This is a genomic window from Paenibacillus methanolicus, assembly GCF_008124765.1.
Lineage (GTDB): Bacteria > Bacillota > Bacilli > Paenibacillales > Paenibacillaceae > Paenibacillus_Z > Paenibacillus_Z methanolicus.
On the sequence record NZ_VNHS01000010.1, the window covers coordinates 37782 to 52184 of the forward strand.

General features: G+C 53.6%; 9 protein-coding genes and 1 pseudogene. All 10 read right to left on the bottom strand.

The window, feature by feature from the left end; all coding sequences use genetic code 11:
• Positions 1–582: 582 nt before the first annotated feature.
• Positions 583–1536 carry a carbohydrate kinase family protein gene (locus BCM02_RS24435; protein WP_148931755.1) on the bottom strand — a complete coding sequence of 318 codons (954 nt, stop codon included), beginning with the start codon at positions 1534–1536 and terminating at the stop codon, positions 583–585.
• Positions 1537–1586: 50 nt separating this feature from the next.
• Positions 1587–3056 (bottom strand): glycoside hydrolase family 32 protein, encoded by a 1470-nt coding sequence (locus BCM02_RS24440; protein ID WP_148931756.1) that lies wholly within the window; start codon positions 3054–3056, stop codon positions 1587–1589.
• A gap of 26 nt (positions 3057–3082) precedes the next feature.
• Positions 3083–3910, bottom strand: a complete 828-nt coding sequence (locus BCM02_RS24445) for a carbohydrate ABC transporter permease (protein ID WP_148931757.1) — start codon at positions 3908–3910, stop codon at positions 3083–3085.
• Positions 3910–4794 (bottom strand): carbohydrate ABC transporter permease, encoded by an 885-nt coding sequence (locus BCM02_RS24450; RefSeq protein WP_148931758.1) that lies wholly within the window; start codon positions 4792–4794, stop codon positions 3910–3912. Before BCM02_RS24450 ends, BCM02_RS24445 begins: the two co-directional genes overlap by 1 nt.
• Before the next feature lie 112 nt (positions 4795–4906).
• A complete protein-coding gene (locus BCM02_RS24455) occupies positions 4907–6232 on the bottom strand; it encodes an ABC transporter substrate-binding protein (protein ID WP_148931759.1) in 1326 nt (441 codons plus the stop codon).
• A 172-nt stretch (positions 6233–6404) separates the two neighbouring features.
• Positions 6405–7382, bottom strand: coding sequence for a LacI family DNA-binding transcriptional regulator (locus BCM02_RS24460; RefSeq protein WP_148931760.1), 978 nt, complete (start codon positions 7380–7382; stop codon positions 6405–6407).
• A gap of 312 nt (positions 7383–7694) precedes the next feature.
• Positions 7695–8162: pseudogene (locus tag BCM02_RS24465) on the bottom strand (sigma factor-like helix-turn-helix DNA-binding protein); the annotation flags it as partial.
• Positions 8150–10285: a helix-turn-helix transcriptional regulator gene (locus BCM02_RS36505; RefSeq protein ID WP_148931761.1), complete on the bottom strand. Its 2136-nt coding sequence runs from the start codon at positions 10283–10285 to the stop codon at positions 8150–8152. The gene BCM02_RS36505 and the pseudogene BCM02_RS24465, both read right to left, overlap by 13 nt.
• Before the next feature lie 237 nt (positions 10286–10522).
• On the bottom strand, positions 10523–12040 hold the full coding sequence (locus BCM02_RS24475; RefSeq protein WP_148931762.1) for an RICIN domain-containing protein: 1518 nt from the start codon (positions 12038–12040) through the stop codon (positions 10523–10525).
• Positions 12041–12341: 301 nt separating this feature from the next.
• Positions 12342–14345: a beta-galactosidase gene (locus tag BCM02_RS24480; RefSeq protein WP_148931763.1), complete on the bottom strand. Its 2004-nt coding sequence runs from the start codon at positions 14343–14345 to the stop codon at positions 12342–12344.
• Positions 14346–14403 lie beyond the last annotated feature (58 nt).

A 14403-nucleotide genomic window follows, 5' to 3' on the forward strand; every position in this document is an offset into this window, starting at 1 on the left:
AATGTTAAGCCGTACATCGCCCAACCCGACATAGAACATAATGACTTCAAATCCGTTCGTCTTCGCCTCTTGCATCTGACGAATACGAACATGGTGGCGATGCGTCATTCATGAGGAAGGTCCTGTTCATTCATTCGTTCGACTTCACCGTTGCTGGACTCCTTCACAAACTCGCCTTCGCGCGTTTTATATACAATATAAGTTCCATTCGCTTTTGCATCCAACTTGGCTCGATCCCCGGTTAGCTTAATGAACTTGCTCAAGTCTTGTATACGATTCACGCTAACCTCGTCCCTCTCTTAGGCAGATATCAGAAGCATATCATATCTTCATGGTTAAATTTAGTTCCTCCTGAGCGTAGGTCGGTAACCATCCCATCACGTACAACTAGCTCCATCTCCAGCGAATGTTTTACGCTTTCTCCCTGTAAAACAATAATGCCAGGCTGAATTTCACCCATTGGCCGGTTGGTTCGGGAAAAAAGCCGTCCATGATTTTTAACGCCGCTTACGCAAAAAAGCCAGGGATGAACAAAAAGTTCATTCCTGACTGTCAAATCATACATGTCCCTACCACTGCAACTTACCTGAAGCGTTCTATCTCTCCCATCGTAGGCAGTGAATCGATCGCTCCGGTTCGCGTTACGGTTATGGCCGCAGCTTTATTGGCGAAAGCCAGCATTTCGCGAGCGGATGCCTCATCAATACCTCGGGCAAATGCCGGCTTTTCCGCGAGCCGAGATAACAACGAGCCAACAAAGGCGTCGCCCGCTCCTGTCGTATCGATTGCTGCCACCCGTTGTCCCGGAACCGAAACGCTGAAATCTCGTGCGTACCAGACCGCACCTAGCGGACCGCGCGTGTATACGACATGCTGCACGTCGCCGACGAACAGCGAGTCGATCGCAGTCTGCTCGTCCGCATGACCTGTGATGTATGCGAGCTCCTCATCGCTAATTTTCACGATATGACTATGCGGAAGGAATTCCAGGATCGTCTGCCTGCACGATTCCCGATCCGGCCAGAGCGGCAGCCGCACGTTCGGGTCGAAGCTGACGACAGCGCCGGCAGCCTTCGCCAACGCAATCGCTTTGCGGTGCGCGTATTTGACCGGGGCCTCGATTAAATCGACGGAGCAGAAATGCAGAATGTCGCCTTCGCCAAACCATTCACCCGCGATCTCCGATTCCTCCAGCAGCATGTCAGCGCTCGGATTGCGGTAGAAGGAGAATTCCCGATTCCCATCCGCTTTCAGGCTAACGAAGGCTAGTGCCGTATTCGCCTCGCTCGTCCGGAATACATAGCGCGTATCCACGCCGACTTGCTCCATCGTCTCCACGAGAAAGTCTCCGAATGCGTCAGCGCCAAGCTTGCCGATAAACGAACTGCGTCCGCCGAGCTTCGCGACCGCGCATGCCACATTCGCCGGCGCGCCGCCTGCGGCTTTACGGAAGCTGTCCACTTCCTTCAGCCCTCCCCCCTTCTGATGGGGGATGAAATCGATTAACGCTTCTCCAATCGTAAATACTGTCCGCAACTTCATGCTCCCTTCTTGACGTTGATCAGGCTAATCAGCGGCCCAACTCCTTACTCGATATCCCACTTCCGAAGCGACGCCACCCGGCAGGAGCCTGTCGAAAACAAACGTAAGCCCGTAGACGCCGCACCCGGATAGATCCGTCCGGTCATGACGATCTCGCCATCGCCGACAAAGACCTCCACTGAGCTTTTGTCCACGAAAATGCGCAAGCCAAGCTTCCCTTCCACAAGCCTCGTCATGGCACGGCGCTCGCCGCCGGGGCCAATACCGGACCGGTCGCGGTTGAATCGGAATAGCTGATCATCCGACCGATAGGTCAATACCGTCTCCTCGCCGTCACCGACGCGCAGCTTCAGTCCGAACTGCTCGGCTTGGACCGCTTCGAATACGACTTCGAGCTCGTAGCAATCGCCGCCGACCGGCAGCTCGCGTTCCCCGTCCAGCCAAATATCCGCTTCCGTATAAGCGTTACACCGGTAGTTCTCCAGTTCTGTAACCGGTCGGTAAATAATTCTGTTTTCATGCCGTACTGCTTCCCTTGGCAAGCTCATCGCGCCCGCCCAATGATGACCGTTCTGCGTCGGCATGTCCGTTTCCCACATATCCATCCAGCCGATGACGATGCGCCGCCCTTTCTCGTCCATCATGGATTGCGGCGCATAGAAGTCGAAGCCGTGGTCCACCTGCGCGTGCTGCTCCATTTCGAACCGACCTGTCTTCGAATCGAATGCGCCGATGACCGCCATCGTGGAATGCAGGTTGCGGTACTGCTCGCCCTGTGCCGGCATCCGCTGTGGCGACAGCATGAACACGTCCTTGCCGCCAAGCTCGAACAGATCCGGACATTCCCAGTTATCGCCGAATTGGCCGTCGCTGCGCGCCAGCTCCCCGATGAACGTCCAGTTCATCAAGTCGTCCGACCGGTAAACGAGCACAAGTCCGTTGCCCGCACCGTCATTGGAGCCGAGCAATACATAATAACGTCCATTCCGCTCAAATACTTTCGGATCGCGAAAATCTTTCTGGCTCGCCCATTCCGGGATCTGGTCATAGCCGATGACCGGATTGCGCGCATGCTTCTCAAAGGTCACCCCGTCCTCCGATACCGCGATGCCCTGCGATTGCTTGTAATCCCGGTCCTTATCCGGACCGGTCACGACATGGCCGGTGTACATCAAATAGAGCTTGCCGTCCTTGCTGACCGCACTGCCGGAGAAACATCCGCCTCGGTCGAATTCAGTATCCGGTGCAAGCGCGACCGGCAGGTATTCCCACTTGATCAAATCTCTGCTCACGGCATGACCCCAATGCATCGGTCCCCATACCGGCTTATATGGATAATGTTGATAGAATAAATGGTATTGGCCATCGTGATGGACAAAGCCATTAGGATCGTTCATCCAGCCGAACTCCGCCATCAGATGGTAATTCAGCCTGTAATCCGGTCTCAGCAGATGCTTCGATTCCCGGATGAAGCGATCAGCATGCTCTCTCGTATACTCTCTAGTCTGTGTCATAAGCCATCCTACCCTTAGCGTTAATTTTATTTGATCGAGCCTTGCATGACCCCTTGAATGATGTACTTCTGGGCAAACAGATACACCACGATGATCGGAAGAATCGTTAGGACAAGGGCTGCCATCAGCGGTCCGTAATCCGACGTGTAGGTGCCCTGGAAGCTGTACGTCGAGAGAGGGAGCGTCCGCTGCTCCGGGTCAACCAGAATAAGAGACGGCAACAGGTAATCGTTCCAAATCCAGAGGACGTTCAAAATCGCGATCGTCGCTGTCGTCGGGGTGAGCACTGGGAACACGATCCGGAAGAAGGTCTGCGTCCGCGTACAGCCATCGATCATGGCCGCCTCTTCCAGCTCCGCCGGAATGCTCTTCACGAATCCATGATAGATAAAGACGGCGAGTGAGCTGCCAAACCCGAGATACATGTAAATAAGCGACCATTTATTGTCCAGCATCCCGAGCGATCCGTAAATTTTCACGAGCGGAATCATGATCGCCTGAAACGGAATAATCATCGAGGCGACCATAATCATAAACGTATACTGATTGAACTTCGTGTTATTCCGGACAAAATAGTGCGCCGTCATCGCGGCGAACATCGAAATAAGCAGCACGCTGACGAGCGTGATGACAAGTGTATTCGAGAACGCGGTCAAGTAGTTCATCTGCTCGAACGCGTTCTTGTAGTTGGTGAAATCCAGGCGTTCGGGAAGCGACAACGGATTGGACGTAATGGCTTTGTTTTCTTTGAACGAATTCAGGATCAGCACGACGAACGGAACGATAAACAGAATGAGGCCAGCCGTTAGCAAGACGGTCTTCAGCCACGGGATAGGGGATTTGCTGCCAACCATTATGCCTCCACCTCCATTCTTTTGCTGAAATACACTTGAAGCAGCGTAATCGCGGCGACAAGCAGGAACAGTACGAACGCCTCTGCCTGACCGACCCCGTAATCGCGGGATAGGAACGCCTTTTCGTAGACATGCATCGATACCATCTCCGTGCTTTTGAACGGCCCGCCTTTTGTCAGGGTAAGGTTCAGATCATACACCATGAAGCACCGCTGCAGAGAAAGGAAGATGGTAACGATGAACGAAGGAATCATGAGCGGAAGAATCATCTTGCGCATTTTCGTCCAGCCGTTGGCACCATCGATGCTTGCCGCCTCCAAAATATCGCCGGGCACGCTCATCAGTCCGGCGACGAAAATGACCATCATGTAACCGGCATACTGCCATACCGTGACGATAACAAGCGACCAAAATGCTGTATCCGGATCAGCTAGCCAAGAAGCGCTAAGGAAGGGGATCCCCGCCTTGGTCCCGAAAAAAACGAGCACGTTAGAGAAAATAAACTGCCAAATAAACCCGAGCACGATTCCGCCAACTAGGTTCGGCACGAAAAAACCGGCTCTGAAAATGCTTTGTCCTTTCATGCCCCTGGACAGCATATATGCCAGCGCAAATGCGATCGCGTTAATAAGTACGACCGAGAGAAAGACATACTTCAGCGTAAGGCCGAACGACTTCCAGAATACGCCGTCCTTGAATACTTCGCCGTAATTGCTGAGTCCAACGAGCGAATGTGACGTGGAAATACCGTCCCAGTTGGTGAAGGTCAAATAAATGCCGTATAGAAACGGAACGATCATGACGGTAATAAATGCAAACAAGGTGGGGCCAGTAAACAGCAGCCTTGAGCGCAGTTTGTTCCATACTCCTTTTTCCGCAATCATAATGATACCTCTCGATCTGTAAGGGATAATGGGGAATGACTTGAAGAAAACAATGGATAAGACACGGTTGTCTTATCCATTGCTCCATGCTATCTGTGCTCTTGAATAGAACTTATTTCACGTTCTTCCAGTAGTCCTCGATTTCTGCCGCCAGCGTGGCGCGGTCGCCCGCTTTCGCCAAGTATTTCTGCATGGATGCGCCGACTTTCGACCAGTGATCCGCCGGAAGCGTGCTCATGGACTGCTCGGATTTTCCGTTAGCAATGTACGCTTGAATCGATTGTCCAAGCGGGTCAGCCGCTGGAAGCGTAATGTTCTTGAACGCCGGAATAATGCTTGCTTTGTTCACGAGGAAATCCTGTCCCTTTTGCTCGTAGACGATCCAGTTCAGGAACTTCTTCGCCGCTTCCTGCTGCTCAGGCGTGCTCTTTTCTTTGTCGAGCACGATCCGCTTGGAAACCGCTGACGAAATTTCCTGGTTGCCGTAATCGTCCGGATTGCTGCTGATCGGCACCGGCAGGAAGCCGTACTGCCCGTTTGCCGTATCAAAGCTGCTGATTTGTGGCCATGCCCAGTTGCCCATGAACCAGATGCCGACTTCGCCCTTGCCGAGCACTTCCGGACCGCGCTCATAGACGCCGGACAGCGGCGATTTTTGGTCCATGTTGTATTTCATCATCAGATCGAACGTATCCATCAGGCCATTGAACACCTTATTGTTCGCCAGATCAGCGGTGCCGGCTTTCAGCGAATCCATAAATTTGTTCACTTCTGCCATATCCTTGTTCTGGCCGGCATAGGCAAGCGGCAAATAGTGCGCGCCAAGCGACCAGTCCATCGGCGAGATGACAAGAGCCTTCTTGCCCGACGCTTCGATCTGCTTGAACAGATTTTCCAGATCAGCCGTCGTCTTAATCGTGGACGGATCGAAGCTGCCGCCTACCGCCTTGTCGACAACCGCTTTATTATAGATGAAACCGTAGCCTTCAATCGCCAGCGGGAACGCGAAGTTCTTGCCATCGAAGCTCGTCAGGTCAGTGGCATTCGCTACGGCATCGGCATTCCATTTCTCGCCGCTCAAGTCAAGAATGCGGTCTTTGAACTTCTCGACGTCTCCGGTATCCAGCATGATCATCGTCGGCGGATTGCCGGACGCATACATAGTAGATGCCCGTTCAAACGGCGAGGAGCCGCCAGGAACTGTCTGAATTTCAAGCGTGATCGCCGGATTGTCTTCATGGAACGCCTTGGCAGCGTCTTCAAGCTGGGTTTGAATTTCGCCTTTGGAGTTTAGAAGGGTAATCTTCACCTCATCACCGACAGCGCTTTCATTACCCGACGAATTTGCCTTTTCCGCAGTATTCGAAGCGCTGCTGCCGCTATTCGACGCGTTGCCGCCGCACGCCGTGACCGCCATAACGAAAATAAGTGCAAGCATAGATAGTTGAAACCCCTTGATGATCCTCTTCACGTTTCTTCCCCCAATTTGATTAAATATTTGGTGTGGTAGTAAATTTGAATCGCTTACATGAAACAGTATATGTCAATCGTTTGACACATGTCAATCGTTTGACATGTCAATCGTTTGACATAGCAGATAAAAGAGCGTTCTAGGTTGTAGAACGCTCTACTAACTGTACCGGCAGCACATTCTCAACCTTGAATGGTTTCCCCTCCAGCTGCTTGCGGATGAGCTCAACGGCCATACGGCCCATCTCCCCAATCGGCTGCCGGATCGACGTTATCTCGGGGTTCAGCCAGGAGGCGGCATTAACATCATCATAGCCGATGATTCGAACATCCTGCGGCACCCGTTTACCCACCCGGATGCATCCCTTGACGGCAAATGCCGCTATAATGTCGCTCGTCGCGAAAATACCGTCCGTATCCGGATGCTCCTCCAGCAGCGTATCAATTATACGCTCGTATTGCTTTTGGTCGAAGACGTTCATGTCCGTCTGAATCGTAATATGCTGAACGCCTTGTTTGCGCGCGGTTTCGTGAAAAGCGTTCGTGCGCAAGTTCGATAGCATATGCAGCTCCTGGTTGCCGCATATGTGCGCGATTTTGCGGCACCCCTTCCGAACGAGCAGCTCCGTGGCAATCTCGCCTCCTCGGTAATTGTCAGAAGATATGGATGGGATTTCATCATCAATCTGTCGGTCGATCGTCACGATCGGGGAGTGCAGATGGCGGTACTCCTCCACATCAAGCGTATGGCTGCCCATGATAATGCCGTCAACCCGGTTCCTCTTCAGCATTTCGATGTAATCCCGCTCTTTCGCCGGATCGAGCTGGGAGTTGCATAGCATCACCTTAAAGCCAGCTTGATAGGCATAATATTCCACATAGTTCGCCAGCTCGCTGAAGAACGGATGGGAGACCATCGGAATGATCAGACCAATCACATTTGACTGCTTTCGGAGCAAAGAACGGGCAATTTCGTTCGGCTGGTAATTCAATTCCGCCATGATATCGAATACTTTCTTGCGCGTCTTCTCGCTAATATAACCCCGGTTGTTCAGCACTCGCGATACCGTTGTGACCGATACGCCAGCTTTCGTTGCGACATCATGTATCGTTGCCATTTCTGTCCCTCTTCTTTTCTTGCAAAATTATGTTCACACTATAACCGATTCTTCCCCGAATAGACAAGTTCAATATCCATCGGGGTTCCTGTTTCCTTTTAAGCCATTCCGTAAATGATATGACATGCTAATTAACGTCTCTAGTTTAAGTGATCAAGGACTACCTTTATATCAATTATTTCCATTGTCCTCCTAAATAAATCTTTAAACGACCACGCAAGAGACTCCCTGCTCATAATTACACCATTCACCTGCTACAATAATAAAATATACACAAAAGCCACTCCCTCGCGGAGTGGCCCTGAACTCACTTCTTCTGCTATAAAACTCATGGTACAGTTTCATCAACGCTCTCTTCTCAATCCGCGGCACGTAGGAGCCCTTCGCAATTTCCCGCTGCGTCCGCTCTTCCCCGCCCGTGATCAATCCGAACCGTCCAACCACGACTTCCTTCTCCCGGTCATCGAGGATATCCAGGTTCTTATAAATCTTGCTCTTCTCTATTTTAAGTTGAACCAAAACGTTTTCGCAGAAAACGTGCTTCGGAAGCATACGCTCCGCCACATCGCCTTGTTCCGAACCGAGGATGTCGATCAGCGTGATTTCGTTCCCCTCTTTGTCCGTTCCGATCGGGTCGTACAGGGACACGTCCTTCTTCGTCTTCTTCAAACTACGCAAATGCATCAGTATTTCGTTCTCAATATACCGCGCCGCGAACGTCGCGAGCTTCGTCCCTTTGCCCTGCTGGAAACTCTCGATCGCTTTGATCAGGCCGATGGTTGCGCGTTGCGGTAGCCGACCCGCGCGGCGATGTCCGCGACGGCCGTGCGCGGCTCTTCCTCCAGCAGACGCGCCGCCTTGGCGAGCCGTGAGCGCGTCACGTACTCCGTGAACGTCTCATTCATGACTTCGCCGAACAAGGTCGAGACGTAAGCCGGGGCAAGCTGCGCCACTTCCGATAGGATTTGAAGCGTGAGATCCTCGTGGAGGCGCTCGTCGATATACGTCTTCAGCTTGAGGATCAGCTCCGTATGCGCGTGATTGCTCGTTTCTTTTACATGCAAGGCGACCTGGTTGGACAACAGGCGGATCGCGGCCATCGTCGCATCGAACGACGGCCTCTTCAGCTCGTCGAACAGCGACGAGGGCGGGACGATCTGCTGCACGTTCAGCTCGATCACGACTTGGTACAACGTCGACGTCAGCTGGAGCAGCGACAGCTCAACGGCCGCCAGCTGCTGCTTCCGGCTCCTCGTCACGTGCGCGAAGTCGTCCAGGAACCGGTTCATCGCGTCGACATTGCCTGCTCTCACCGCGTTCTTGAACGAGTCGTACGCAAACAAATGCGGCGTGCTCGCAAGCACCGCCAGCTCGTCATAGCGCAGCACCGCCTCCTCGCCGTACAGAAATTGGTGACGCGCCGCCTGCTGAGCGAATTGATAGGAGAGCGATAACTCCAGAGGGGAATCGACGCGCGTTCCGATTGAAGCGCCGAACCGAAGCTCTTCCCGGGCGGAATCCTGCATCTGGAGCAGGAACGCCTGGATCCGTTCGGTCTCCAGCTCGGATGCAAGGTCGTCATGCAGTACGATCGCCCCCTCCTGCTGGCCGAGGGCGATCCACTCGCGGCCCCGCACGTGAAACGGCTCCATATAAGCACTGAAGCGATGTATAGCGCCTGAGAGCGGCCGGATATGCACGACAACGTAATGGCCGACAGTCGGCAGACCGTCCAGACGATCCAAGGCGACGTCTGCCCCGAGCAGCGTGTTTTTCAACTCATGCGCCCTCGCCTGCATCTCCAGCGTCGAAATCTTCCGGCCGAGCGAATCCACGACGTTGCCGATGAACGCGAACTCGTTCACCGCGCCCTGATGATGGCCGGTCTGGTGAGAACCGCGTAGATTCGCCATCAGCTGCTTCACCGGAATATAGAATCGTTTGGAGATGAAGAACGAGACGAGCAGCCCGAGCAGCAGCACCAGCAAACAGCCGAGCACGATGTTCGTCTTGAATTGGCTCGAGTCCAAAACAAACGCGTCGATCGGCCGGATTAGCGCGTACGTCCAGCCTTGAACGGATTGGCCGTCCTTCCAATAAGAGAGGATGAAGGGAGCGCCGTCTGCTCCCTGAATGCGCTCGGCCGGCTTGCCGGATGCCATTAGCCGGTTCAACTCCCTCGCTTCCCGCGGGTCGGCTTCCGCGGTTTGAAGCGCCAGGCTGCCGTTCGCATTGTACACGTACAGCCGCTCGCGCGGCGTGGCCATCATGCTGCTGGCGATCTGCTCTACGTAAGCGATCTCCACGTCCACGTATAAATAACCTTTGGCGAATTCGTTCATCGTGCCGTACGGAAGCGCGACGGCGTAGCTGAGCACACGCTCCCCGTCCGGAAGCGTCCGCGCGATCCAGCGCCGCTGCTCCAGTCGAGCCAGATAGGCCATGAACTCGGCGTCTTCCGCATGTGCCGGATCGCTGTAGAACATGTCGCTATCAACGGCGTAATTCCCTTTGGCGAACGCGATCGTCGCATTGTAAACGCCTTCATTTCCGACCTTGAAAAGCTCCAGGCTGGTGCGCAAGGACGAAATTTTGCTGATGTTCCCCTGCCAGCCATGGTCAAGCAGAAAATTCAAATCCGCGTTATACGCATTCGATACCGTCGAGAGCGCGGTATGCCGGATGCTATTCTCGTATTTGCGCAGCACCGTGCCTTCCACGAAGTCTTTCACGCTCATCAGCCGGTTGTGGCTGTCCCTCGCGATTTCCCCGACCATCATCCGGTTCGCCTGCACGTATAGAAATCCCCCTGCCAGCCCCAGCAGCACGACCGTCAACACCGTATAAGACAAGATGAGGCGGCGGAAAAAATTGACCCTGTAACGCGTGAAGGCTCTCATCATTCTCTCCCCCTTGTCTGCAGGACCGCAAGCATCGTCCGAATTCTCCTATTATCATAACGAATCGGAAGAATGTGTAGTATTGCATTTTTTTTGGTGAAAGAAAATACACCTTTGCTTCCCTTCCGGAGCTGCCGGAATGAAACGTCCGACGCGGCGGCCACGACAACAACCCCCGAATCTTGGACTCGAGGGGTTGGGCTGCGCTTCAGGTCGCACGCTGAAGACGGTATTCTTTCGTTATGGGATCTGGATCAACTGCCATTGCTGGTCGAGGCTGCCCGTGTCGCTCCATTGCACGACTTGGCCGCCATCTTCCGTCGCCCCGCCGAGCACGCACAGCAATTTGCCGCTGTTGAGATTTTGGATTTTGTAATAGGAGCCAACGGGCACCAGCGTCCATTTTTGATCATTCTTGCTGTTTTCCACCCACTGCACAGCAACGGCTCCATCAGTCGTACTCGTGCCGTTTATCGAAAGCGCGCGGCCGCTGTTTTTGTTAACCATTGTCTTGTAGCCGTTGCCAACGTCAGTCACATGCCATTGTTGATTCGCCCCGCCGTTATCGGCCCATTGCACGATGCTCCCTCCGTCCTGAAGGTTGGCTTGGTACACATCCAGCACTTTGCCGCTTTTACGGTTCACAAGCTTGTAATAAGGACCGGCGGAATAGCCCAAATCTACATCCCCGTAGTAGACGGTATTCGGGGCGCTGGTCCAGAAGCCATCGACCGCCATCACCAGCACTTTACCGGTACCGGCTACATATTGCAGCATACGGCTGTAACCGCGGGGCATGTTCGTTTGGACCGGTGTCCATGCGCCAACTCCGTTGTTTACATTGATTCGAATATCCGTAGATCCATATGAACTATAAGCCAATCGACCGTTCGGCAGCGAAATAATGACTGGACTTCCGCCATAATCGATCGTCGTTCCTGCGTCCGCCGGATTCCACGATTCCGGATTGGAGGAAATCTTGAAGTTATTCGGGGTGCCGTTCAAGCCGACCATCTCATACGTCATGATATACTGCCCATTGGCCATCTTGGCAACGACGGGCATGCCAGGTCGAAGGTTCCGATCCGAGAGTGCTACGTCTTCCACGACCGCCCCCCAGTTTACGCCATTGGTTGATGTTTGATGGACCAGCTTCTGGGCATGATTAGCCGGATCGCGTTCGTCCGAGTAATACACGATCAGCTTGTTGTTCGCCACCAGGAGGTTCGGCTCCCACACCGGTGTCGGATTGGCGGAACCCCACTGTCCACCGCCCAATGCAACCTCGCTTACGTAAGTCCACGACTGCCCATCATCCGTACTCTTGTATAAAACAACCGCGGTGGCGGACAAATCCGCCGGAGAAGCAATGCCAGCGAGAAGAATCGTTCCCGCAGGCATATTGCCGATCGCTTGCGGCAGTACGTAGAAGAACGGATTGGTCCAGTTGATCCAGCCTTGTCGTGGTCCTGTATAAGGCACGGCAGACGTCTTCGACCAAGTTTGTCCATTATTCGTACTGGAATAGATCGGGAAATTTTGCGTAGCAACCGGCTGGCTGTTATCTTCGAAGGAGGCGAGCAGCTTGCCGCTCGTCGTCTGAACCGATTTCACATACGTAACGCAATACGCTCTCGAGCATGGGCCGGTCGGGGAATATAGAATCGAAGCTCCGAAAGCGCTTGCAGTCAGCGGCAGCATCAGGATCACGCACATGAGAGCAGCCATAATGGAAAGTTTTCTTCCTTGATTCTTCACTTCATTTCGCCTCCTAAAGATCGATGGGGTACGCAGTTTAACCGCTATACGCGTTCGGCTGATAGGCTTACAAAGGAGAGCCCCCTTTCTGTTTGTTCATCTTGCGGTTTTGGTACGAACTCATTGTAACGCGGTCATGAATACGTTTACATGATCGTATTTACGATCTTTTGATCGATTCTGCTCTCTGTGAAAAAGATAAAAAGCGGGCGCTTCACGCACCCGCTTCCTTCACTTTACGAACAGTTCCGCCGTACTAGCCCGCGTTTTGGCATAAGCATTCAGCAACATATCCAACTCCCTACTCGTGCCTCAATATCGCGATAGCATAGCTTTCCAGCACCAGCTCCCCGGTAACCGCAGCTCCCGATACAAGCTCCTGACATTCACCGGTCAACGGGATGCGGACTGCGCGGGCGTTATGATTCAAGACCACGTAGAACTCCCGGCCGTCCTTCCGCTTTCTGACGATTTCGACGCCTTCGTTCTGAACGGAGATCGGCAGCGGGTTGATGCCGGACGCTTCGGCTATTGATCCCATTAACTCCCGCATCGCGTGTTCGTCGAGATCGCAGCCTATATAATAGGCATGTCCTTGACCGAAGCCGTTAACCGTAATGGCCGCTTCGCCATCGTAATACTCGCCGGCATACGTACCGAGCGTTGTGGCCCCGTTTGGATGCAGAATATCACACCATATCGAAGCGAGGCAGGTGCTGCCGCCAATCTGCACCTCAACCTGGCGACCGTAATTTAGCGAATCGAACTCCTCTACTTCGACGCCGCATAGCTCCCTAAAGTCTCCCGGCAGCGTCTGGTCCGTCATCGCGTTATTCCAGTTTCGGGAGCCGGAGCGGAACGTCAATACCGCTCTGCCTCCATTCATGACATAGCGGCTAACCCACGCCTTTAGGTCTGGATCGGACAAATGGAACGCAGGAATCACAACTACCTTATAAGACGACAAGTCACCATGCAGGCCAACCAGATCCACATTATAGCCATGTGCGGAGAAGGCATCATAATACGATTGCAGCAGCCGCGTATAATCGAAATTCCGGTTATGCGGATGGATCGCATGGCTCCATAGATGATCGTAGGATTTCACGATCGCAATGTCCGATACCACCTGCGCTCCCTCCAAGAGAGGCGCCAGCCGTACGAGCTCTCCGCACGTTTGCTGGATTTCCCGATATCTTCTTCTTGGAACCGAGTCGTGATCGAGAATACCGTACCAGTATTGCTCCGCTCCGTACCTGGCCGCGCGAAACCGGAAATACACGATGCCGTCCGCGCCATGAGCGACAGATTGATAGGTCCACAGACGAAGCTGCCCCGGTCTGGGCGTATCGGCGAGAACATTCCAACCGCAAGGCCCGCTCTGGTGCTCCATCACCCAGAAGTTTTGCTTCTTCACGCCTCGCATCAAGTCATGGGCCATGGCTGTCTTCCGATAGGACGGCCGGTCCCAGGGATAATCGATGTAATTATCCCAGGAAACGAAATCAAGGGGCTCGGCAAGATTGAAGTAATCGATCTCCGGGAAATGCCCCATTAAATTGTGCGTAATCGGCTTGTCGCTCAGCTTGCGGATCAAGTCGATTTGAAACTGCTGGTAACGGACGACCGCATCCGACGAGAAGCGCTTATAATCGAGCACGAGCGCCGGATTATGCCCATGATACTCCGGGTCCGCGCCGTCGCAGACGCTGTAGGCCGGTAGAATAAGCTCCGACCAGTCCCGATACGTCTGGCTCCAGAACACCGTTCCCCATTCCTCGTTCAATCGGTCGACCGAGCCGTATTTTTGCTCCAGCCAGACATGGAACGCCTGCAGGCAGTGGTCGCAATAGCAATACGTCGTATCCTGGCAGCCGAATTCGTTATCGATCTGCCACGCTTGAATCCGTCGATCGTGACCATAACGCGCGGCGATGACCTGTACGATGCCTTTGGTCAACTCCTGATAGACCGGATGATTGACGCAGTAATGCCTTCGGCTGCCGTAGCCTCGCACGCCGCCGAATTTATCCCGCTGGTAGATATCCGGGTATTTATCCATCAGCCATTTCGGAGGGGTCGCAGTCGGCGTGCCTAGAATAACGGCAATGCCCCCCTGATCCAACAAACCGATCACATCATCCAGCCATTGAAAATCGTATTGTCCCGGCTCCGGCTCCAGCCTCGCCCATGCAAATTCGCCGATGCGGACCACGTTGAAATTCGCTTCTTTCATCAGCCGGATATCGTGCTCCCACATTTCCCGCGGCCATTGTTCCGGATAATAGCAAGCGCCCAATTGCATGTCGTTCCACTCCCTGTGTCCTCTTGTCGTTACTGCCACTTAAGCATACAAACGGGGA